Origin of the sequence: Nocardioides sp. JS614 (assembly GCF_000015265.1) — a bacterium.
GTDB lineage: Bacteria > Actinomycetota > Actinomycetes > Propionibacteriales > Nocardioidaceae > Nocardioides.
On the sequence record NC_008699.1, the window covers coordinates 2688149 to 2709959 of the forward strand.

The 21811-nt window shown below is 71.4% G+C and carries 20 protein-coding genes; 12 read left to right on the forward strand and 8 right to left on the reverse strand.

Features of this window, described 5'->3' with window-relative positions; translation table 11 throughout:
- Window positions 1-77 precede the first annotated feature (77 nt).
- Window positions 78-656: a hypothetical protein gene (locus NOCA_RS14255; protein WP_011755965.1), complete on the forward strand. Its 579-nt coding sequence runs from the start codon at window positions 78-80 to the stop codon at window positions 654-656.
- A 33-nt stretch (window positions 657-689) separates the two neighbouring features.
- Here the strand turns inward: NOCA_RS14255 and NOCA_RS14260 are convergent, their stop codons facing one another.
- Both NOCA_RS14260 and NOCA_RS14265 read right to left on the reverse strand, forming a co-directional pair.
- Window positions 690-1382, reverse strand: coding sequence for an MBL fold metallo-hydrolase (locus NOCA_RS14260; RefSeq protein WP_011755966.1), 693 nt, complete (start codon window positions 1380-1382; stop codon window positions 690-692).
- Window positions 1382-2110 (reverse strand): maleylpyruvate isomerase family mycothiol-dependent enzyme, encoded by a 729-nt coding sequence (locus tag NOCA_RS14265; RefSeq protein WP_011755967.1) that lies wholly within the window; start codon window positions 2108-2110, stop codon window positions 1382-1384. The genes NOCA_RS14260 and NOCA_RS14265 overlap by 1 nt, the downstream gene beginning before the upstream one ends.
- A gap of 142 nt (window positions 2111-2252) precedes the next feature.
- Here NOCA_RS14265 and uvrA point away from each other — a divergent pair, with 142 nt between their 5' ends.
- The 11 genes from uvrA (at window position 2253) to NOCA_RS14320 (ending at window position 14673) form a co-directional block, all read left to right on the forward strand.
- Window positions 2253-5312: an excinuclease ABC subunit UvrA gene (gene uvrA, locus NOCA_RS14270; RefSeq protein WP_011755968.1), complete on the forward strand. Its 3060-nt coding sequence runs from the start codon at window positions 2253-2255 to the stop codon at window positions 5310-5312.
- A 90-nt stretch (window positions 5313-5402) separates the two neighbouring features.
- Entirely contained in the window at window positions 5403-5819 is a 417-nt protein-coding gene (locus NOCA_RS14275) for a Rieske (2Fe-2S) protein (RefSeq protein WP_041546551.1), read from the forward strand.
- 29 nt (window positions 5820-5848) lie between these two features.
- On the forward strand, window positions 5849-7849 hold the full coding sequence (uvrC, locus tag NOCA_RS14280) for an excinuclease ABC subunit UvrC (protein WP_011755970.1): 2001 nt from the start codon (window positions 5849-5851) through the stop codon (window positions 7847-7849).
- A 3-nt stretch (window positions 7850-7852) separates the two neighbouring features.
- Window positions 7853-8758, forward strand: coding sequence for an RNase adapter RapZ (rapZ, locus tag NOCA_RS14285; RefSeq protein WP_011755971.1), 906 nt, complete (start codon window positions 7853-7855; stop codon window positions 8756-8758).
- A gap of 7 nt (window positions 8759-8765) precedes the next feature.
- The gene (locus NOCA_RS14290) at window positions 8766-9758 is read left to right on the forward strand and encodes a gluconeogenesis factor YvcK family protein (protein WP_011755972.1); all 993 of its coding nucleotides are present in this window, start codon (window positions 8766-8768) and stop codon (window positions 9756-9758) included.
- A 22-nt stretch (window positions 9759-9780) separates the two neighbouring features.
- Window positions 9781-10767, forward strand: a complete 987-nt coding sequence (whiA, locus tag NOCA_RS14295; protein ID WP_011755973.1) for a DNA-binding protein WhiA — start codon at window positions 9781-9783, stop codon at window positions 10765-10767.
- A gap of 167 nt (window positions 10768-10934) precedes the next feature.
- A complete protein-coding gene (gap, locus tag NOCA_RS14300) occupies window positions 10935-11930 on the forward strand; it encodes a type I glyceraldehyde-3-phosphate dehydrogenase (protein ID WP_011755974.1) in 996 nt (331 codons plus the stop codon).
- A gap of 2 nt (window positions 11931-11932) precedes the next feature.
- Window positions 11933-13132, forward strand: a complete 1200-nt coding sequence (locus NOCA_RS14305; RefSeq protein ID WP_011755975.1) for a phosphoglycerate kinase — start codon at window positions 11933-11935, stop codon at window positions 13130-13132.
- Between the two features lie 101 nt (window positions 13133-13233).
- The gene (gene tpiA / locus NOCA_RS14310; protein WP_011755976.1) at window positions 13234-14028 is read left to right on the forward strand and encodes a triose-phosphate isomerase; all 795 of its coding nucleotides are present in this window, start codon (window positions 13234-13236) and stop codon (window positions 14026-14028) included.
- 31 nt (window positions 14029-14059) lie between these two features.
- Window positions 14060-14290: a preprotein translocase subunit SecG gene (gene secG, locus NOCA_RS14315; protein WP_011755977.1), complete on the forward strand. Its 231-nt coding sequence runs from the start codon at window positions 14060-14062 to the stop codon at window positions 14288-14290.
- A gap of 23 nt (window positions 14291-14313) precedes the next feature.
- Complete coding sequence (locus NOCA_RS14320; protein ID WP_011755978.1) at window positions 14314-14673, forward strand: RNA polymerase-binding protein RbpA; 360 nt, start codon at window positions 14314-14316, stop codon at window positions 14671-14673.
- A 59-nt stretch (window positions 14674-14732) separates the two neighbouring features.
- Here NOCA_RS14320 and NOCA_RS14325 read toward each other — a convergent pair whose 3' ends face one another.
- From NOCA_RS14325 to tal, 6 genes are all read right to left on the reverse strand, one after another.
- Window positions 14733-15698 (reverse strand): type IV toxin-antitoxin system AbiEi family antitoxin domain-containing protein, encoded by a 966-nt coding sequence (locus NOCA_RS14325; RefSeq protein WP_011755979.1) that lies wholly within the window; start codon window positions 15696-15698, stop codon window positions 14733-14735.
- Between the two features lie 118 nt (window positions 15699-15816).
- Window positions 15817-16542: a 6-phosphogluconolactonase gene (pgl, locus tag NOCA_RS14330; protein ID WP_011755980.1), complete on the reverse strand. Its 726-nt coding sequence runs from the start codon at window positions 16540-16542 to the stop codon at window positions 15817-15819.
- Complete coding sequence (locus NOCA_RS14335; protein WP_011755981.1) at window positions 16539-17450, reverse strand: glucose-6-phosphate dehydrogenase assembly protein OpcA; 912 nt, start codon at window positions 17448-17450, stop codon at window positions 16539-16541. Before NOCA_RS14335 ends, pgl begins: the two co-directional genes overlap by 4 nt.
- Window positions 17447-18997, reverse strand: coding sequence for a glucose-6-phosphate dehydrogenase (gene zwf / locus NOCA_RS14340; protein ID WP_011755982.1), 1551 nt, complete (start codon window positions 18995-18997; stop codon window positions 17447-17449). Before zwf ends, NOCA_RS14335 begins: the two co-directional genes overlap by 4 nt.
- The gene (locus NOCA_RS14345; protein WP_011755983.1) at window positions 18994-20661 is read right to left on the reverse strand and encodes a glucose-6-phosphate isomerase; all 1668 of its coding nucleotides are present in this window, start codon (window positions 20659-20661) and stop codon (window positions 18994-18996) included. Before NOCA_RS14345 ends, zwf begins: the two co-directional genes overlap by 4 nt.
- The gene (gene tal, locus NOCA_RS14350) at window positions 20658-21770 is read right to left on the reverse strand and encodes a transaldolase (protein ID WP_011755984.1); all 1113 of its coding nucleotides are present in this window, start codon (window positions 21768-21770) and stop codon (window positions 20658-20660) included. Before tal ends, NOCA_RS14345 begins: the two co-directional genes overlap by 4 nt.
- Window positions 21771-21811: the final 41 nt, after the last annotated feature.

Sequence of the window (21811 nt, forward strand, 5' to 3'; positions counted from 1 at the left end):
AACGCCCGGCCCGGCCGGCGAGTTTCCCTCACGACCACGACCGCCGCCGTCTGGAGTCCGGAAATGAGGGATGCGCCATGTCGCTCGGACTGAGCCTGCTCTGCCTGTTCTGTGTCGGCCTCGTCATCACCGCCACGGCTCGTCCGGCCGGACCACAGGACCGCCGCCGCGAGCTGGACCGCAGGCGCCGGCTGCTCCAGCGCCACCCCGACTACGTCAACCTGCACGACGTCGAGCGGCTGCTCCTCGACAGTGGCCTGCCCGTGCGGACCGCCGAACGGGTGCTACGCCGGGCGCGGGCCCGGCAGGTGTGCGCGCGAACGATGTGGCGGTGGGCGAGCGTCCACGGCACTGAGCTGCTCGTGGTCGCGATGGATGCCGGGCTCGCCGAGGACGCGATGCTCGACCACCTCGACGCCGGCACCTGCCCTCGGTGGGACTCGCTGCGGATCTTCGCGAGCCTCAGTACCGACGACCTGCCGGCCGGCATGCCGCGCGCGGAGCTCGTCGATCTCGACTCGATCCCCACGCTCGACGAGCTCACGTTCCCCATCGGACTCACCGACTGGGCCACGGAGCGGACGACCGACCGACAGACCGGAAGGGTGCCGGACGACCTGAGCGGCTTCGGCGACTGGCCGCACGTGGCGTTCTGAGGCTGGTGGCCGGCCTGAGGACGGGCACCGAGCTCACCAGCCGCGGGCGCGCCACTCGCCGAGGTGCGGACGCTCGGCGCCGAGCGTGGAGTCGTCCCCGTGGCCGGGGTAGAACCAGGTGTCGTCGGGGAGCCGCTGGAAGATCTTCGTCTCGACGTCGTCGATGAGCTGGGCGAAGGCCGCCTCGTCGCCGAACGTGTTGCCGACGCCGCCCGGGAACAGCGAGTCGCCGGTGAACAGGTGGGGGCGACCGCCCTCGGACGCGGTGTCGTCGTACAGCAGCGCGACCGATCCGGGGGTGTGGCCGGCGATCGTGATCACCTGGAGCGTGCACGTGCCGACGGCCACGGTGTCGCCCTCGGAGACCGTGCGGGTCACCTCGACCCCGGTCTGCTCGGTGACGGCCGCGGCGTCGGGTAGGCCGACGACCACCTCCGCGCCGGTGGCCGCGACGATGTCGGCGAGCGCCCGGTGGTGGTCCCAGTGCTGGTGGGTCGTGACGACAGCCGTCAGGCCCGTCTCCCCGATGAGCGGCAGCAGCGTCGCGGGCTCGGCTGCCGCGTCGACGAGGAGCTGGGCGCCCGTCTCCCGGCAGCGCAGCAGGTAGCAGTTGTTCGACATCTGCTCGTCGACGGCGACCTTGGTGATCGACAGGTGCGCCAGCGTGCGTACGTCAGGCGGCCCGCCGGGCCGCACCGCCCCGGTGTAGTCGTGCGCCTCGGTCATCACCACTCCTCGATCCGCGGGAGCTCGCCGCCGTCGCTGGTCAGCCCCTCGCCGGCTCCTCGACCGGTGAGCCACCACGCGAGGTCGGCCGCGGTGCCCGATACCGTCGGTCCGCCGCCGGCCGGGTCTCCGTAGCTCCAGGAGCGGTCCAGGTCGGTGGCGTGGGCCGTGAATGCGGTCCCGGTCGCGCCGCGGGTCACGGCGGTGTCGAGGACGTGTGCGGTCAGCTCCGGGGACCACTGCGACCGGTCGTAGCCCGCTGCCAGGTCCGCGTGGTGGATCTCCACCTCGCGCAACCGCATGCCGGGCACGGCGAGCGCGGGGAAGGCGGGCCCGTCCGGGACCCGGTCGATCGTGGTGTCCCAGGCGTCGTCCGGGACGGCGGCGATGGCGTCGGTCAGGTCGGTGCAGGCGCCGAGCAGTCGGGTCCGGATCGCCGTCGGCGTCTTGCCGGCGAGCTCCTCGATGTCGGTGTTCCGCGCCTCCTGCGAGGCGTACATCGGGACCCGGCGGCCCTCGACGATGCCGGCGAGCGCGCCGGTGAGGCCCTCGGCGTTGAGCGCCAGGTGGGCCAGCACGTGGGCGCGGGTCCAGCCGGGCAGTCGGCTGGGCGCGGCGTACTCGGGGTCCTCGAGCGCGTCGGCCGTGCGGATCAGGGCGCGGGTCGCCTCGGGAAGCAGCACCTCGGCGAAGGAGACGGCTGCCGGGCTGGGCTGGGTGTCGGGCATGGGCCCATCCTGCCCGAGGACCGGCTGTCGGTGGCGCGTGAGATTGTGGGAACAGCCGCGCGCCGGGGTTCGTTATGCCTGGCCGGCAGCGGCTACGATGACGAACACCTGTTCGAAGACGAGGGGACCAGGGGACTACGCAGTGGCGGACCAGCTCATCATCCGGGGAGCCCGGGAGCACAACCTCAAGGACGTCTCGATCGATCTTCCCCGAGACTCGCTGATCGTCTTCACCGGCCTGTCCGGCTCCGGCAAGTCCTCCCTGGCCTTCGACACGATCTTCGCCGAGGGCCAGCGTCGCTACGTCGAGTCGCTCTCGGCGTACGCACGCCAGTTCCTCGGCCAGATGGACAAGCCGGACGTCGACTTCATCGAGGGCCTGTCCCCGGCGGTGTCCATCGACCAGAAGTCCACCTCGAAGAACCCGCGCTCGACCGTGGGCACCATCACCGAGGTCTATGACTACCTGCGCCTGCTCTACGCGCGGGCCGGCCGGCCGCACTGCCCGACGTGTGGTGCCCCGATCGAGCGGCAGACCCCGCAGCAGATCGTCGACCGGGTGCTGACCCTCGAGGAGGGACGGCGGTTCCAGGTCCTCGCGCCGGTGATCCGGGGCCGCAAAGGCGAGTACGTCGAGCTGTTCAAGCAGCTGCAGACCCAGGGCTTCTCCCGGGTCCGGGTCAACGGCGACACGCACCCGCTGGACGACCCGCCCCAGCTCGACAAGCAGAAGAAGCACACGATCGAGGTGGTCGTCGACCGGCTCAAGGTCCTGGAGTCCGCCAAGCGGCGCCTCACCGACTCGGTCGAGACCGCGCTGCAGCTGGCCGGCGGGCTGGTCGTCCTCGACTTCGTGGACCTGGACGCGAAGGACCCGCACCGTGAGCTGCGGTTCAGCGAGAAGATGTCCTGCCCCAACGAGCACCCGATCGACACCGACGAGCTCGAGCCGCGCTCGTTCTCCTTCAACTCCCCGTTCGGTGCCTGCCCGGTGTGCCACGGGCTCGGCACCCGGATGGAGGTCGACCCGGAGCTCGTGGTCCCCGACCGCCGGGCGACGCTGGGCGAGGGGGCGATCCAGCCCTGGAGCCAGGCGCACGTGGCCGACTACTTCCTGCGCCTGCTCGGCGCGCTCGGCGACGAGCTCGGGTTCGACCTGAACACGCCCTGGGAGGACCTGTCGGCGAAGGCGCAGCGGTCGATCCTCGACGGGCATGCCACCAAGGTGCACGTCGTCACCCGCAACCGTTACGGCCGCCAGCGCGCCTACTACGCGGAGTTCGAGGGGGTGCGCAGCTACATCGAGCGCCGGCACCGCGAGGCGGAGTCCGACACCAGCCGGGAGCGCTTCGAGGGCTTCATGCGCGAGGTGCCGTGCCCGGCCTGCCTCGGCAGCCGCCTCAAGCCGGTGTCGATGGCCGTGACGCTCGGCGGGAGCCGGGAGAACGGCGCCAAGAACATCGCCGAGGTGTGTGCGCTGCCGATCAACGAGGCCGCCGACTACCTGCGCCACCTCGACCTGTCCGCCCGCGAGCGCCAGATCGGCGAGCAGGTCCTCAAGGAGATCCAGGAGCGGCTGAACTTCCTCCTCGATGTCGGCCTCGACTACCTCTCCCTGGACCGGCCGTCCGGCTCGCTGTCGGGTGGCGAGGCCCAGCGGATCCGGCTCGCCACCCAGATCGGTGCCGGGCTGGTCGGTGTGCTCTACGTGCTGGACGAGCCCTCGATCGGGCTGCACCAGCGGGACAACCACCGGCTGATCGAGACCCTGGTCCGGCTCAAGGACCTCGGCAACACCCTGATCGTCGTCGAGCACGACGAGGACACCATCCGGGTCGCCGACTGGGTTGTCGACATCGGCCCGGGGGCCGGCGAGCACGGCGGCCAGGTGGTCCACAGCGGCAGCGTCGAGGGCCTGTTGGAGCACCCCGACTCGATGACCGGTCAGTACCTCTCCGGCCGGCGCGAGATCCCGGTGCCCCCGGTGCGGCGACCGCGCACCAAGGGCCGGGCGCTGACGGTGCACGGCGCCCGCGAGCACAACCTGCGCGACATCGAGGTCTCGTTCCCGCTCGGCCTGTTCGTCGCGGTCACGGGCGTCTCGGGCTCCGGCAAGTCCACGCTGGTCAACGACATCCTCTACACGTCGCTGGCCAAGCAGATCTACAACGCCCGCACGGTGCCGGGTCGGCACCAGCGGATCTCCGGCCTCGAGCACGTCGACAAGGTGATCCACGTCGACCAGTCGCCGATCGGTCGCACCCCGCGGTCCAACCCGGCGACGTACACCGGGGTCTTCGACCACATCCGCAAGCTGTTCGCCTCGACCCCGGAGGCGAAGATGCGCGGCTACCTCCAGGGCAGGTTCTCGTTCAACGTCAAGGGCGGCCGCTGCGAGGCGTGCGCCGGCGACGGCACGATCAAGATCGAGATGAACTTCCTACCCGATGTCTACGTCCCCTGCGAGGTGTGCCACGGCGCCCGCTACAACCGGGAGACGCTCGAGGTCCACTACAAGGGCAAGACCATCGCCGAGGTCCTCGACATGCCGATCGAGGAGGCCGCGGAGTTCTTCGCGGCGGTGCCCGCGATCGCGCGCCACATGAAGACCCTGGTGGAGGTCGGGCTCGGCTACGTGCGCCTCGGCCAGCCGGCGACCACGCTCTCGGGCGGCGAGGCACAGCGGGTCAAGCTCTCCTCCGAGCTGCAGAAGCGGTCGACGGGCCGCACGGTCTACGTGCTCGACGAGCCGACGACCGGCCTGCACTTCGAGGACATCCGCAAGCTGCTCCTGGTGCTCGGCCGACTGGTCGACCAGGGCAACACGGTGCTGGTGATCGAGCACAACCTCGACGTGATCAAGACCGCTGACTGGCTGATCGACATGGGCCCCGAGGGCGGCTCGCGCGGTGGCACCGTGGTGGCCGAGGGCACCCCCGAGGAGGTCGCGGCGGACCCGGCGAGCTTCACCGGCCAGTTCCTGGCCCCGCTCCTCGCGGGGCGGCACGCCGAGCAGTCCGCGGACCGGGCGGCTCCCGCCGAGGACGGCCCGCGGCGGCGGACCACGGCGGCGAAGGCGGTCGCCAAGAAGGCGGCCACGAAGAAGCCCGCCGCGAAGAAGCCCGCCGCGAAGGCGGCTGCGACCACGAAGTCTCCGGCCAAGAAGTCCGCGACCAAGGGCGCGGTCCGCAAGGCCGGCTGACCCGGGGCCGGGCGCGCGGTTGAACCGGGCGGTGTTGGTCCGCGTTTGTACCGTGAAGATTCAACCTTCCGCCGCCGAGAGGACCACCACGTGAGCAGGGGCATTTCACGACGCCAGACCCTGACCGGAGCAGCCGCGGTGGGGGTCGGCGTACCCCTCCTCGCCGCCTGCGGCGGGGGGACCGGTGCGAGCCCGAGCAGTGGACCCACGGTGGGGTCTGGGGAGAAGCTGGGCCCCGCCTCGGACATCCCGGTCGGTGGCGGCCGGATCTACGCCGACCAGAAGATCGTCGTGACGCAGCCGACCGCGGGGGAGTTCCACGGGTTCTCCTCGATCTGCACCCACCAAGGGTGCCCGGTCACGTCGGTCCAGGACGGCACCATCAACTGCACCTGCCACGGCAGCAGGTTCTCCATCCAGGACGGCTCCGTGTCCAACGGCCCGGCGACCCAGCCGCTGCCGACGGTCAAGGTGACCGTGGCGGGCGGCGAGGTCAGCACCGCTTGAGTGTCCTGGCGGCCCCGTAGGGTTGCTGCGTGCCTCCTGCTCGACCGCCCCGCTCCACGCGAGGCGCGCTGTCCTACCGGCCGCAGCCCGGCTCCATCCCCACCCAGCCGGGGGTCTACCGGTTCCGCGACGCCCGCGGGCGGGTGATCTACGTCGGCAAGGCGAAGAACCTGCGCGCCCGGCTGTCGTCGTACTTCCAGGACGTCGCACACCTGCACCCGCGCACCGCCACGATGGTGACGACCGCTGCGAGCGTCGAGTGGACGGTCGTCAAGACCGAGGTCGAGGCGCTGCAGCTGGAGTACTCCTGGATCAAGGAGTTCGACCCGCGGTTCAACGTGAAGTACCGCGACGACAAGTCGTACCCGTGGCTCGCGGTCACCGTGGGCGAGGAGTTCCCGCGCGTCATGGTCGGCCGCGGCGCCAAGCGCAAGGGCACCCGCTACTTCGGGCCCTACAGCCACGCCTGGGCGATCCGCGAGACCGTCGACCTGCTGCTGCGGGTGTTCCCGATGCGCTCGTGCAGCAACGGGGTGTTCAAGCGCTCGGCGCAGATCGGCCGGCCGTGCCTGCTCGGCTACATCGACAAGTGCGCGGCGCCGTGCGTCGGCAACGTGACCGCCGAGGAGCACCGGGCGATCGTCGACGACTTCTGCGACTTCATGGCCGGCCACACCACCGCGTTCGTGAAGCGCATCGAGCGCGAGATGTACGCCGCCTCCGACGCGCTCGACTTCGAGAAGGCGGCACGCCTGCGCGACGACCTCGGTGCCCTCAACAAGGCCCTGGAGAAGCAGGCCGTGGTGCTCGGCGACGGCACCGACGCGGACGTGATCGCGCTCGCCGAGGACCCGCTCGAGGTCGCGGTGCAGATCTTCTACGTGCGCGGCGGACGGATCCGCGGTCAGCGCGGCTGGGTGGCCGATCGCGTGGACGAGGGCGGCACCGCCGAGCTGGTCGACGACTTCCTCCTCCAGCTGTACGCCGGTGCGGGTGCGGACGAGATCCCCCGCGAGATCCTGGTCCCGGCCCTGCCGCCGGACGTGGCGACGTACGAATCCCTCCTCGGCGACCTCCGCGGCTCGAAGGTGGCGATCCGGGTGCCACAGCGCGGTGACAAGAGGAACCTGCAGGAGACCGTCGCGCAGAACGCCGGCCAGGCGCTGGCGCTGCACAAGACCAAGCGGGCCAGCGACCTCACGACCCGCAACCGGGCGCTGGAGGAGATCCAGGACGCCCTCGGGCTGGACGAGGTCCCGTTGCGGATCGAGTGCTACGACGTCTCCAACCTCCAGGGGACCGAGGTGGTTGCGTCGATGGTGGTCTTCGAGGACGGGCTCGCCCGCAAGAGCGAGTACCGCCGCTTCGTGATCCGCGGCGTGGACGGCCAGAACGACGTCGCGTCCATGGACGAGGTGATCACCCGCCGGTTCCGTCGACTGCTCGACGAGCAGGGGACCAGCCAGTCGGTGGTCACCGAGAGCGGCCCGATGCTCGTGGATCCCGAGACCGGTCGGCCGCGCAAGTTCGCCTACGCACCGGGCCTCGTGGTGGTCGACGGCGGGCCGCCCCAGGTGGCCGCGGCCCAACGGGCGCTGAGCGAGCTCGGGATCGTCGACATCCCCGTGTGCGGGCTGGCCAAGCGCCTGGAGGAGGTGTGGCTCCCTGGGCAGGAGGACCCGGTGATCCTGCCCAGGTCCAGCGAGGGGCTCTACCTGCTCCAGCGGATCCGTGACGAGGCGCACCGCTTCGCGATCACCCACCACCGGTCGCGGCGCTCGAAGTCGATGGTGGAGAGCCTGCTCGACGACGTGCCGGGGCTCGGTGAGGTGCGTCGCAAGACGCTGCTCAAGCACTTCGGCTCACTGAAGCGGCTGCGTGCGGCCACCGTGGACGAGATCGCTCTGGTGCCGGGCATCGGTCCGCGCACCGCCGGCGCGATCAAGGATGCGTTGGCCCGGACCAGCCGCGAGACTGGGCCTGCCATCGTCAGCGTCAACACCGCCACCGGCGAGATCGAGGAGGGCTAGGCCGTGCCCAGCAACAGCGCGAGCGAGCGGTCGACGACGATCCCGGACCGAACCCCCGGCGAGCTGGTCGTCGTGACCGGCATGACCGGAGCCGGCCGCAGCACGGCGGCCAAGGAGCTCGAGGACCTCGGGTACTACGTGGTCGACAACCTGCCGCCGAGCCTGCTCCGCGACGTGGTCCGGCTGGTCGACGAGACTCGCGGTACTGCGCAGCCGATCGCGGTGGTCGTCGACGTACGGTCCGGTTCCTTCTTCCAGACCCTGCAGGCCAACCTCGCCCAGGGCGCGACCGGGCGGCACGCGACGCTGGTGTTCCTGGAGGCGGACGACGACGTCCTCGTCCGCCGACAGGAGGCCGCGCGGCGGCCGCACCCGCTCCAGGGCGGGGGGCGGCTGATCGACGGGCTGGTCCGCGAGCGCGGCGTGCTCGCGGACCTCCGCGGCGACGCCGACCTGGTGATCGACACGACCGGGCTGAACGTCCACCAGCTCACCGACCGGATCGCCGACGCGTTCGGGACCCCCGACACGGTCCGGCTCAAGGTCACGGTCATCAGCTTCGGCTTCAAGTACGGCATCCCGGTCGACGCCGACTTCGTGGCGGACATGCGGTTCCTCCCCAACCCGCACTGGATCCCCGAGCTGCGACCGCGCACCGGCCGGGACGCCGCCGTCGCCGACTACGTCATGGCGCAGCCCGCGGCAGCGGAGTTCCTCGACGCCTACGTGCCGGTGCTCGAAGGAGTGGCGAGCGGGTACCTCCGCGAGGGCAAGCGGTTCATGACGATCGCGATCGGCTGCACCGGCGGCAAGCACCGCAGCGTCGCGATGACCGAGGAGATCTCGCGGCGCCTGGGCGAGGCGGGGTACGAGACGCGGTCGACGCACCGCGACCTCGGCCGTGAGTGAAGGCCCGATGACGTTGAACCGCGCTCAGGCGGTGGTCGCCTTCGGCGGTGGCCACGGTCTCGCCGCCTCCCTGCAGGCCCTCCGGATCCTCGTCGACGAGCTGGTCGTCGACGACCTGACGGCTGTCGTCACCGTCGCGGACAACGGCGGCTCCTCGGGGCGGCTCCGCTCGGAGTTCGGCGTGCTGCCGCCGGGCGACCTGCGGATGGCGCTCGCGGCGCTGTGCGGGGCCAACCAGTGGGGAGACACCTGGGCCCGCGTGCTCCAGCATCGCTTCGCCGGGCAGGGCGACATGCGCGGCCACGTCATCGGCAACCTGCTGATCGTCGGCCTGTGGGAGCAGCTCGGCGACCCGGTCGCGGCGCTGGACTGGGTCGGTCGGCTGCTGGGCACCTCGGGGCGGGTGCTGCCGATGGCACTGACCCCGCTGGACATCACCGCCGAGGTCCGCGGGCTCGCCGGGGGCCGTGGGCTGACCACGGTCCGCGGGCAGGTGGAGGTCGCCACCACCGACGGCGTGATCGCCTCGATCGCGCTCGATCCGCCCGATCCCCGGCCGTGCCCCGAGGCGATCGACGCGGTGCGCGCGGCCGACTGGCTGGTGCTCGGCCCGGGCTCGTGGTTCACCTCCGTGATCCCACACCTGATGGTGCCGGCGCTGCACGAGGCGATCGTGACGAGCCAGGCTCGGGTCGTGGTGACCCTCAACCTCGACGAGCAGGCGGGGGAGACCCCCGGGTTCGCCGCTGCCGACCACCTCGCGGTGCTCGCCGAGCACGCCCCGGACCTGCGGATCGACACCGTGCTGGCCGACGAGCGGAGCGTGCGTGACGGCCTGGACGACCTGCTCGAGGTGGTCGACGCGACCGGGGCCCAGCTGGCCGTCGCCGACGTCGCCTGCGACGACGGCACCGCGCGGCACGACCCGGCCAAGCTGGCGTCGTCGTACGCCCGGATCCTCGGCGCTGGGGATATCGACCGGACCGTCACACGTCGTTGACGGGCGTGAAAGGATCGGCGCCATGGCGATGACGGCACAGGTGAAGGCGGAGCTGGCCAGCACCCAGGTCACGAAGACGTGCTGCCGGAAGGCCGAGGTGGCCTCGATGCTGCGATTCGCGGGCGGCCTGCACATCGTCAGCGGGCGGATCGTGGTGGAGGCCGAGTTCGACACCGGCGCGGCCGCCCGACGGCTGCGTACCAACATCGCCGAGGTCTACGGCCACCAGTCCGACGTGGTCATGGTGCAGGGCAACGGGATCCGCAAGGGCAGCCGCTACATCGTCCGCGTGGTCAAGGACGGCGAGGCGCTCGCCCGCCAGACCGGCCTCCTGGACCAGCGCGGCCGGCCGGTACGCGGCCTGCCGCCCGCGGTCGTCTCCGGCGGCGGTTGCGACGCCGTGGCCGCCTGGCGCGGAGCCTTCCTCGCGCACGGCTCGCTCACCGAGCCCGGCCGGTCCTCCGCGCTCGAGGTGACCTGTCCGGGTCCGGAGGCGGCGCTCGCCCTGGTCGGTGTCGCGCGCCGGCTGGGCATCCACGCCAAGGCCCGCGAGGTCCGCGGGGTCGACCGCGTCGTCATCCGGGACGGTGACGCGATCGGCCAGCTGCTCACGCGTCTCGGCGCGCACGAGTCGCTGATGGCGTGGGAGGAGCGCCGGATGCGGCGCGAGGTCCGGGCCACCGCGAACCGGCTGGCCAACTTCGACGACGCCAACCTGCGCCGCTCGGCGCGCGCGGCCGTGGCGGCCGGCGCGCGGGTCGACCGGGCCATGGAGATCCTCGGCGAGGAGGTCCCCGACCACCTGCGGATGGCCGGACAGCTGCGCCTGGAGCACAAGCAGGCCTCCCTCGAGGAGCTCGGCCAGCTGCACGACCCGGTGCTGACCAAGGACGCCATCGCGGGCCGGATCCGCAGGCTGCTGGCCATGGCCGACAAGCGCGCCGAGGAGCTCGGCATCCCCGACACCGAGTCCTCGCTGACCCCGGACATGCTTGCCGACGAGGGATAACTTAGGCTCTAGCAAGACCTAAGGTCCCGTGGTCGCAGGACCTTCGCTCGTTACCTGGACGTACCTCAGGACGAGAGATTGGACACGGCGGCCCGAGCGATAGGGTCGAGAAGACGGGCAGCCGGACACTCCAGCCGCCCCAGCTACCGCGACAGAGGAGCTCCGCAGTGACCGTTCGAGTGGGTATCAACGGGTTCGGCCGGATCGGCCGCAACTTCTTCCGGGCCGTCGTGGCCTCCGGCGCCGACATCGAGATCGTGGCCGTCAACGACCTGACGGACAACAAGACCCTGGCGACCCTGCTGAAGTACGACTCGATCCTGGGTCGCCTCGAGGGTGACGTCACGTCGACCGAGACCGAGATCACGGCCGCCGGCCACACCTTCCGGGTCTTCGAGGAGCGCGACCCGAGCGCGCTTCCGTGGGGCGAGCTGGGTGCCGACATCGTGATCGAGTCGACCGGCCTGTTCACCGACGCGACCAAGGCGAAGGCCCACATCGACGGCGGTGCCAAGAAGGTCATCATCTCCGCGCCCGCGAAGAACGAGGACGTCACGATCGTGATGGGCGTCAACGAGGGCGACTACGACCCGGCCGCGCACACGATCATCTCGAACGCGTCCTGCACCACCAACTGCCTCGCGCCGATGGCGAAGGTGCTCAACGACGAGTTCGGCATCGTCAAGGGCCTGATGACCACCGTGCACGCCTACACCGGCGACCAGAACCTGCTCGACGGCCCGCACCGCGACCTGCGCCGGGCGCGCGCCGCGGCGACCAACATCGTGCCGACCTCGACCGGCGCCGCCAAGGCGATCGGCCTGGTCCTGCCGGAGCTCAAGGGCAAGCTCGACGGCTACGCCCTCCGGGTGCCGGTGCCCACCGGCTCGGCCACCGACCTCACCTTCGAGGCCGGCCGGGAGACGACCGTCGAGGAGGTCAACGCCGTGGTCAAGGCTGCGGCCGACGGCAAGATCCTGCGCTACAACGAGGACCCGATCGTCTCCTCCGACATCACCACCGACCCGGCGTCCTGCATCTTCGACGCGCCGCTGACCAAGGTCATCGGCAACCAGGTCAAGGTGGTCGGCTGGTACGACAACGAGTGGGGCTACTCCAACCGGCTCGTCGACCTCGTCGACTACGTCGCGGCCTCCCTCTGACCGTGGCCGCCTACGACGGACTCGGTGAGGTCGCGGGCCGGCGGGTGCTGGTCCGCTCCGACCTCAACGTCCCCCTCGACGGGACGACGATCACCGACGACGGCCGGATCCGGGCGAGCGTGCCGACGATCAAGGCGCTGGCCGATGCCGGCGCCCGCGTGATCGTCACCGCCCACCTCGGGCGCCCCAAGGGGGCGCCCGAGGAGCGGTACTCCCTGCGGCCCGTCGTCGCCCGGTTGGGCGAGCTGCTCGGCCAGGACGTGGCGTTCGCCACCGACACGGTCGGGGAGAGCGCCCGCGCCACGGTCGAGGCGCTCCAGGACGGCCAGGTCGCCGTGCTGGAGAACGTCCGCTTCAACGCCGGTGAGACGAGCAAGGACGAGGCCGAGCGCGGCGCGTTCGCAGACCGGCTCGCCGCGCTCGCGGACGCGTTCGTCTCCGACGGCTTCGGTGTCGTGCACCGCAAGCAGGCGTCCGTCTACGACGTCGCCCAGCGGCTGCCGCACGCGATGGGCGCGCTGGTCGCGAAGGAGACCGAGGTCCTCCGCCGGCTCACGGTGGACCCGGAGCGGCCCTATGTCGTCGTCCTGGGCGGTTCGAAGGTCTCCGACAAGCTCGGCGTGATCGACAACCTGCTCGGCAAGGCGGACCGGTTGCTGATCGGTGGGGGCATGGTGTTCACGTTCCTCAAGGCCCAGGGCCACGAGGTCGGCAAGAGCCTGCTCGAGGAGGACCAGCTCGACACCTGCCGCTCCTACCTCGAGCGCGCGGAGCGGACCGGGGTGCAGATCCTGCTGCCCACCGACGTCGTCGTGGACACCGAGTTCCCCTCGGGCGACCGGGCCCCGGAGCCGCGCGTCGTACCGGCCTCCGAGATCCCCGCGGACGCTCTCGGGCTCGACATCGGGCCGGAGTCCGCCGCGGCCTTCGCCGCTGCGCTCGCCGACGCCCGGACGGTCTTCTGGAACGGCCCGATGGGGGTCTTCGAGACCGATGCCTTCGCCGGGGGCACCCGCACCGTCGCCGAGGCGCTCACCCGGATCGACGGCCTCTCCGTGGTGGGCGGTGGCGACTCCGCCGCCGCTGTCCGCAAGCTCGGCTTCGACCAGGCCGCCTTCGGGCACATCTCCACCGGCGGCGGCGCCAGCCTGGAGTACCTCGAGGGCAAGGAGCTGCCCGGCATCAAGGTCCTGGAGGACTGACACACACGGGAGCTCCGCCCCCGTGGACCCCCACTGGGGCTCCGCCCCAGACCCCTGACCCGCTGGGGCTCCGCCCCAGACCCGGACGACGAAGGACGCTCATGGCAACGAGTCGCACCCCGCTGATGGCGGGCAACTGGAAGATGAACCTCAACCACCAAGAGGCGGTGGTGCTGGTCCAGAAGCTCGCGTGGACGCTCGCTGACAAGAAGCACGACTATGCGCGTGCCGAGGTCGTCGTCGTCCCGCCGTTCACCGACCTGCGCTCCGTGCAGACCCTGGTGGACGGCGACCGGCTGCTCGTGAAGTACGGCGCCCAGGACGTCTCGACACACGACGGCGGCGCCTTCACGGGCGAGATCTCGGCCGGCATGCTCGCCAAGCTCGGCTGCTCCTACGTCGTGGTGGGGCACAGCGAGCGCCGCGAGTACCACACCGAGGACGACCAGGAGGTCAACGCCAAGGCGCACCAGGCCCTGGGCGCGGGCATGGTCCCGATCGTGTGCGTGGGCGAAGGTCTCGACGTGCGCCAGGCCGGGGGACAGGTGGCCCACTGCCTGGCCCAGGTCGACGGCTCGCTCGCCGGGTTCACCGCCGAACAGATCGCCGGCCTCGTGATCGCCTACGAGCCGATCTGGGCGATCGGCACCGGCGAGGTCGCGACCCCGGACGACGCCCAGGAGGTCTGCGCGGCGATCCGCGAGCGGATCCGCGAGGTGCACGGCGACGAGGCCGCGGACGGCGTGCGCGTCCTCTACGGCGGCTCGGTCAAGGCCGCGAACGTGGCCGGCATCATGGCCAAGGACGACGTCGACGGCTGTCTGGTCGGTGGCGCCAGCCTCCAGGCGGACGAGTTCGGCGGCATCTGCCGGTTCTACGACATGCCGGTCATCTGATCGTCTGCGGTCTGACGTAGGCTAGGCGACCGTGACCCTGCTCTTCACGATCCTGCTCATGATCACGAGCGCACTGATGATCGTCCTCGTCCTGCTCCACAAGGGCCGCGGGGGCGGTCTCTCGGACATGTTCGGCGGCGGCGTCTCCAGCTCGCTGGGTGGCTCGTCGGTGGCCGAACGCAACCTGGACCGGTTCACGGTCGGGGTCGGCATCATCTGGTTCGCCTGTGTAGTGGCCCTCGGGCTCCTGTTCGCCTACTGAGACTCGAGAAAGGGATCCGTTCCGTGGCTGGTGGAGGAAACGCTATTCGCGGGAGCCGGGTGGGGGCCGGCCCGATGGGCGAGGCGGAGCGCGGTGAGGCCGCGCCGCGACAGGCCGTGACGTACTTCTGTGCGCACGAGCACCGTTCGGTCGTGACCTTCTCGGTCGAGGCGCAGGTGCCGGACTCCTGGGACTGCCCCAAGTGCGGTCTCCCCGCGAGCCTGGACTCGGAGAACCCCCCGCCCGCGCCGAAGATCGAGCCGTACAAGACGCACCTGGCCTACGTGAAGGAGCGGCGCTCCGACCAGGAGGCGGCCGACATCCTCGACGAGGCGCTCCAGCTGCTCCGCTCGCGCCGCAAGTCCGGCGACATCATCTTCTAGGTCGAGTCGGCGCGTTGTGCCCGGGTGAGGCCGTCGAGTCGGCGCGTCTTGCCCGGCTCTCAGCCGGGGATGCGGAACCCCCGCCGGCGCCGAGCCTCGGCCGCGGCGGACCGGATCACTGCCTCGCAGGAGCGCGCCCGGCCGAAGACGTCGGGGCATCCGAAAGCCTTGATCAGCCAGCCGTCGTCGACAAGCTCCGCGCGACGTTCCTGGTCGTGCCGGAGCTGAGCCGGCGAGCTGTGCCACTCCGCGCCGTCGTACTCGAAGCCGACCTGCAGGTCCTCGTCGGCCAGGTCGATCCGGGCGAAGATGCGGCCGTCTCGGAACACCTCGACCTGGGGGACGACGAGGACTCCGCACTCGATACACCGCAGTCGCAGGACCGACTCGCCAGGCGACTCCGCGCGGCCATCAGCGAGAGGCCCGATGGCGCGCAGTGTCGTCACCCAGCGCATGCGCCCGAACCGCGGAATGCCGTCGAGGAACTCTTCGCGCGTGAACCGCCCGAGCCGGAACATGGCGTCCAACCCGCTGATCGCCTCGTCCGTCCACCGCACTCGACCGATGTCCCATGCGGTCCGCAAGGGTGTCGACACCCGCAACCCCTGCACTTCCATGATCTCGTCGGGACGCAGGTTCCGCTCGCCGCTCGCGGCCAAGGCATTGCGCAGCCGCCCGTGCCCGGACGGCCGAAACAGTGACAGCGGCCTCAGCTCGAGGTGCTCGTTGGGCGCCAGGATCATCTCAGCACCATGGAGCCAGCCGGCGTGCCGGTCGACCACGACGCAGTCCTCCGGGACCACGAGCCGCAGGCAGGCGGCACGAAGCGCGAGGGAGTCGAGGAGGTGCGTCCCGACGTACACCCCTTTGATCGGCCGGCGCACGAGGCCCTCGCTCACGAGTCGGTCGAGCGCTCGGCGTGACAGTCCGGCTGCCCCGGCAGCGGCCCGGGTGAACGGCACGTCCGCAGGCAGCGGGAAGGACGGCCCAATCTGGCCGTCCGCAAGCATCTGATCGATGTCCATGACGAATTCTTTGCCGCGATCGAGGATCTGTAGGCGTGCGAGTTCGCCACCTGTGGATAACGCGGGCAAGATGCGCCGACTCGGGCGCTGGGCGCGGGCAGGATGCGCCGACTCGACGTCAGAGGCGGGAGGCGGCGGGGCGGTCGAGGAACCAGATCGTCTCGTCGTGGCCGGTGACGCCCGCGGCCGGGACGTCGCGGACGTCGGCGCCACCGAGGGCGCGGGCCACGGCGTCGGCCTTGCCGTCACCGCTGACCAGGAACCAGACCGAGCGGGCCCGGTTGAGCACCGGGAAGGTCAGGCTGATCCGCTCCGGTGGCGGCTTCGGCGACCCGGTCACGCCGACCGCGGCCCGATCGGTCACGGCGAGCTGGGCGAAGCCCGGGAACAGTGAGGCGATGTGGCCGTCCGGCCCGATGCCGAGCATCAGCACGTCGAAGTCGGCGGCGTGCTCGCTCAGCACGGCGGCGTACGACGCTGCACCGGCCTCGACGTCGGCCGCGTCTGCGGTCGAGGGCATCTCGTGCACGCGCGCCGGGTCGACCCCGACGGCGTCGAGGAAGGCCGCACGGGCCTGGCCGGCGTTGCGGTCGGGGGAGTCGGGCGGGACGAACCGCTCGTCACCCCACCACACGACCACCTGGGACCAGTCGACCTCCGAGGCGGGCGACAGGCGGGCCAACTCGCGGTGGATGTCCTCGGCGATGGTGCCGCCGGTCAGGACGATCTGGGGCACCCCGCCGGCCGCCTGCGCGTCGGCGAGCCGGGTGAGCAGCTCACCCGCGACGGCGGTGGCCAACGCAGCGCGGTCGGGGTGCACCTCGACCCGGGGCGTGGCGCTCATCCGCGATCACCCATCGTGACGAGGGCCCGCGCGGTCTCGGCGTAGATGTCGTCCTCGTCCAGGCGGCGCAGCTCCTCGGCGAGCAGCTCGGGGAGATCGCGGCGCTTCAGCGCGACCGGGCGGTCCGGCTGGCCGGGCGAGGAGAACGTGGCGAGCTTGCCGTCCGTGCGCGTGATCCGTACCGGCCCCTCCCGGGTCTCCAGCACGACCTCGGTGATGCCCGGGCCCTCGGAGCTGGAGCGGCTGACGTCGACGTGCAGCCGGTCCGAGAGCCACGCGGCCAACAGGTCCGCGCTGGGGCTGACCCGCTCACCGGTCACCGACGCGCCGGTCACCTTCAGCGGCTGCTGGTCGACGGCGGCGGCGAGCAGTGCCCGCCACGGCGTGATCCGGGTCCAGGCCAGGTCGGTGTTGCCCTTCGTGTACGTCGAGCACTGCTGGCGGATCGCCTTGGTCCGCGCTCGCGTGGCCGCAGCCGCGTCGGTGATCCGGCGCTGGGCGAGCCGGCCGAGCGGGTCCTCCGCGGGGTCGTCGGGCGGGTGGCACGGCCACCAGATCGCGACGGGGGAGTCCGGCAGCAGCAGCGGCAGCACCACCGACTCGGGGTGCTTGACGACCTCGCCCTTGAGCCGGATCAGCGCGGTCTCGCCGGTCCAGCCGGACCCGATGCCCACCTGGGCGTTGACCTGTGCGGCGCCCCGGCCGTCCCCGAGGATCACCCCCAGGACCCGGGCGGGGTGCTCGTGGGAGGCGGCCTGCGCGGCCGCCATGGCGCCCTCGGCCTGGTCCTCGTTGACGACGATCACCAGCGTCATCACCATGCCCATCGCCGGGCTGCCGGCGCGGGTGCGGGCCCGGAGGAACTCCGCGGCGATGCCCGACGAGTTGGTGTTTGTCAGCTCGATCATGGTCGTCTCCACACCCGTCCGTCGCGGGCGAGCATCGCATTCGCGGACTCCGGGCCCCAGCCACCGGACTCGTACTGCTCGGGCCTGCTCTTGTGCTGCTCGTCCTGGCGGGCCCAGTGCTCGAGGATCGGATCGAGGATCCTCCAGGACAGCTCCACCTCCTCGTGGCGGGGGAAGAGCGGCGGGTCGCCGAGGAGCACGTCGAGGATGAGGCGCTCGTAGGCCTCGGGAGAGGACTCGGTGAAGGCCCCGCCGTACACGAAGTCCATGTTGACGTCGCGGATCTCCATCTGGGTGCCGGGCACCTTCGAGCCGAAGCGCATCGTCACGCCCTCGTCGGGCTGCACCCGGATCACGAGGGCGTTCTGGGTGAGCTCCTCGGTCGAGGAGGCGGCGAACGGCAGGTGCGGCGCCCGCCTGAAGACCACGGCCACTTCGGTCACCCGCCGGCCCAGCCGCTTGCCGGTGCGGAGGTAGAACGGGACGCCGGCCCACCGCCGGGTGTCCACGTGGAGGGTCACCGCGGCGTAGGTCTCGGTGGTGGAGGTCCGCTTGATGCCCTCCTCCTCGAGGAAGCCGATCACCTGCTCGCCGCCCGCCCAGCCGGCGGCGTACTGACCGCGTGCGGTGGTCAGGTCGAGCCGGCGCGGCAGCACGACGCTGGAGAGGACCTTCTGCTTCTCGATGCGCAGGCTCTCGGCGTCGAAGGACGTCGGCTCCTCCATGGCCACGAGCGCCATCAGCTGGAGGAGGTGGTTCTGGATCACGTCCCGTGCCGCGCCGATGCCGTCGTAGTAGCCGGCGCGCCCGCCGATGCCGATGTCCTCGGCCATCGTGATCTGGACGTGGTCGACGTAGTTGGAGTTCCAGATCGGCTCGAACATCTCGTTGGCGAACCGCAGCGCCAGGATGTTCTGCACCGTCTCCTTGCCGAGGTAGTGGTCGATCCGGAAGATCGAGCCGGAGGGGAACACCTCGGCCAGCACCGAGTTGAGCCGCTGCGCGGACTCCAGGTCGTGACCGAAGGGCTTCTCCACGACCACCCGACGCCAGGAGTCGCCGCGGCCCTCGGTCAGCCCGTGCTCCTGGAGCTGACCCACGACATCGGCGAAGAACCCCGGCGGGATGGCCAGGTAGAACGCGTGGTTGCCGCCGGTGCCGCGCACCTCGTCGAGCTCCTCGATGGTCCGGCGCAGCCGCTCGAAGGCCATGTCGTCGTCGAAGTTGCCCGGCACGAAGCGGAAGCCTTCCGCGAGCTGACGCCACACCTCCTCGCGGAACTCGGTCCGGGCGTGCGTCTTGACCGAGTCGTGGACGATCTGCGCGAAGTCCTGGTCGGCCCAGTCGCGGCGCGCGAAGCCGGTCAGGCTGAAGCCCGGCGGCAGCAGCCCGCGGTTCGCGAGGTCGTAGATCGCCGGCATGATCTTCTTGCGGGACAGGTCGCCGGTGACGCCGAAGAGCACCATCCCGCTCGGCCCCGCGATCCGCGGCAGCCGACGATCGCGCGGGTCGCGGAGGGGGTTGTGCCAGCCCGGAGGCGTCGTCACCCGAGCGCTCCCAGCACGGCGTCCAGGTCGCTCGGTGACGACAGGTGCAGGCGGAGCACGGGCCGGCCCTTGGCTGCGAGGACCTGGCCGTCGCCGACCGCCTGCGCGGTGATGAACTCGTGGAACGTGAACGGGCGGTCGGGTACGCCGAGGTCGGCCTCGGGCTGGCCTGTCACCTGGAGGTAGACGCCGGTCGCGGGCCCGCCCTTGTGGTACTGCCCGGTGGAGTGCAGGAAGCGTGGGCCCCAACCGAAGGTCACCGGCCGGCCGGTCCGTACGGCGAGCGCGTCGCGCACCTCCGCCAGGCGCGCGTCGCGGTGCCGGTCGAGGTAGGCCTGGACCGCGACGTAGCCCTGCTCGCCATCGACGCGGTCCAGCAGCGCCGCGACCGCGGCGGTGACCGTGGAGACGCCGTCGGGCAGCCAGCCCTCCGACACGAAGACGGCGACCGGACCGTCGGTGAAGGCCGGCTCGGGGGTGCTGGCGCCGCCGTCGAGCATCTGGCGGGCGGCCGCCTTGGCGCTCTCGACGTCGGGCTGGTCGAACGGGTTGATGCCGATCAGCCGGCCGGCGATGGCGGTGGCGTACTCCCACAGGAGCAGCTGCGCGCCGAGCGGCGCGTCGACGGTGGCGCCCCAACCCGAGGCGGGCCGGATCCGGTCCGCGCGCTCGGCGTGGCCGGGCCCGAACGCGACCAGCACCTCGTCGGGGGTGCTGGGGGTGAAGTTCGGCGAGTCCAAGGAGCCGACGACGACCGGCAAGATGCCCTTGCCGTCCTTGCCGGTCGACTCGGCGACCAGCTGCTCGGCCCAGTCGCCGAAGCCGGCGTACGGCGCGCCCACGCCGGTCAGGACGAGCTTGTCGGCACCCGCGAGATTGGCGACGCCGAGCAGCGCGCCCAGGCGCAGGGCCGGGTTGTCGACCGAGTCCGCCTCGAGCGCCGGGCGGATCGCCTCGGCCTCGTCGAGGAGCTCGGCGACGTTCGCGCCCGCCAGGCCGCTGGGGACGAGGCCGAACGCCGTCAGCGCGGAGTAGCGGCCCCCGACCTCCGGGTCCGCCAGGAACACCCGGTAGCCCGCGTCGCGCGCCGACTTCTCCAGCGGCGACCCGGGGTCGGTGACGACGACGATCCGCCCCGCGGGATCGATCCCGGCATCGGTGAACGCCTTCTCGAACGCCCGGCGCTGGCTGTCGGTCTCGACGGTGCCGCCGGACTTGCTCGAGACGATGACCACGGTCTCGTCCAGGCGCTGCTCGATGGCCGAGCGCACGAAGTCGGGGTCGGAGGAGTCCAGCACCACGAGGTCGACCTCGTCGCTCTGGCAGATCACCTCGGGCGCCAGGGAGGAGCCGCCCATGCCGCACAGCACCACGCGGAACAGCTCCTGCTCACGCAGCTCGACCTCGAGCTCGGCGATGTCGCTGATCAGGTCGCGCGAGGACCGGGACAGGCCGACCCAGCCGAGTCGCTTGGCGGCCTCGTCCTCGGCCGCCGATCCCCACAGCGTGTGGTCGCGAGCGGCGAGCCGGCTGGCGACCTTGTCGTCGACGAGGCCGCGGACCGCGGCGACGTACGCCGACTCGTCGCGGAAGCCGACGTGCAGCTCGTGGTGATCACCCCGGGCGACATGCCAGCCACCTGCGGGCGCGGGGTGATCGCTCATGCCGAGGCCTCGGCCTTCTCCATCTGGGCGGACACCTTCTCGGTGAGCTCGGACCACGACTTCTTGAACTTGTCCACGCCCTCGGTCTCCAGGACCGCCAAGACGTCGTCGAAGTCGACGCCGACCTCACCGAGGCGCTCCAGGATCGCCGCGCCGGCGCCGGCCCGGCCGGTCACCACGTCGCCGAGCACCTCGCCGTGGTCCGCGAACGCGTCCAGGGTCTTCTCCGGCATCGTGTTGACCGTCTCGGCGACCACGAGGTCGCGCACGTACATCGTGTCGTCGTAGTCGGGGTTCTTGACTCCCGTCGATGCCCACAGCGGCCGCTGCCGGTTGGCGCCGGCCGCCTCCAGGGCACGCCAGCGCTCGGAGCCGAACACCTCCTCGAACGCGCCGTACGCCACCAGGGCGTTGGCGACGGCGGCCTTGCCACGCAGGGCGAGCGCCGTCTCCGAACCGATCGCCTCGAGCCGCTTGTCGACCTCGGTGTCGACCCGGGAGACGAAGAACGATCCGTAGGAGTGGATCCGGGACAGGTCGCGGCCCGCTTCCTGAGCGTGCTCGAGGCCGGTGAGGTAGGCGTCCATGACCTCGCGATAGCGCTGGGTGCTGAACATCAGGGTCACGTTCACGCTGATGCCCTCGGCGGTCGCGGCGGTGATGGCGGCCAGGCCCTCCTCGGTCGCCGGGATCTTCACCAGCGCGTTGGGTCGGTCGACGGCCGACCACAGCGCGCGGGCCGACGCGATCGTGGCCTGGGTGTCGTTCGCCAGGTCCGGCTCGACCTCGATGGAGACGCGCCCGTTGGCGTGGTCCGCCTCGTACGTCGGGCGCAGGATGTCGCACGCGTTGCGGACGTCCTCGGTCGTGAGCTCGAAGACGATCCGGTCGACCGGCTCGCCCTTCTCCACCAGCTGGGCGACCTGCGCGTCGTAGCGCTCGCCGTCGGAGATCGCGGCGGCGAAGATCGTCGGGTTGCTCGTGACCCCCACCACCGATCTCTGCTCCACCAGCTCGGCCAACGTGCCGGACTCGATCCGCTCCCGGGAGAGATCGTCGAGCCAGATGGACACACCGGCGTCGGTGAGGGCTTTCAGTAGGTCGCTCATGGGTTCCTCCGATGTAGGTGGTCGGTGGTCGCGTAGGCGGT

Coding starts and splice junctions, on each gene's coding strand:
- NOCA_RS14255 (WP_011755965.1), top strand. CDS start 78: ATGTCGCTCGGACTGAGCCTGCTCTGCCTGTTCTGTGTCGGCCTCGTC.
- NOCA_RS14260 (WP_011755966.1), bottom strand. CDS start 1,382: ATGACCGAGGCGCACGACTACACCGGGGCGGTGCGGCCCGGCGGGCCG.
- NOCA_RS14265 (WP_011755967.1), bottom strand. CDS start 2,110: ATGCCCGACACCCAGCCCAGCCCGGCAGCCGTCTCCTTCGCCGAGGTG.
- NOCA_RS14290 (WP_011755972.1), top strand. CDS start 8,766: ATGACGTTGAACCGCGCTCAGGCGGTGGTCGCCTTCGGCGGTGGCCAC.
- whiA (WP_011755973.1), top strand. CDS start 9,781: ATGGCGATGACGGCACAGGTGAAGGCGGAGCTGGCCAGCACCCAGGTC.
- tpiA (WP_011755976.1), top strand. CDS start 13,234: ATGGCAACGAGTCGCACCCCGCTGATGGCGGGCAACTGGAAGATGAAC.
- NOCA_RS14325 (WP_011755979.1), bottom strand. CDS start 15,698: ATGGACATCGATCAGATGCTTGCGGACGGCCAGATTGGGCCGTCCTTC.
- pgl (WP_011755980.1), bottom strand. CDS start 16,542: ATGAGCGCCACGCCCCGGGTCGAGGTGCACCCCGACCGCGCTGCGTTG.
- NOCA_RS14335 (WP_011755981.1), bottom strand. CDS start 17,450: ATGATCGAGCTGACAAACACCAACTCGTCGGGCATCGCCGCGGAGTTC.
- NOCA_RS14345 (WP_011755983.1), bottom strand. CDS start 20,661: ATGAGCGATCACCCCGCGCCCGCAGGTGGCTGGCATGTCGCCCGGGGT.
- tal (WP_011755984.1), bottom strand. CDS start 21,770: ATGAGCGACCTACTGAAAGCCCTCACCGACGCCGGTGTGTCCATCTGG.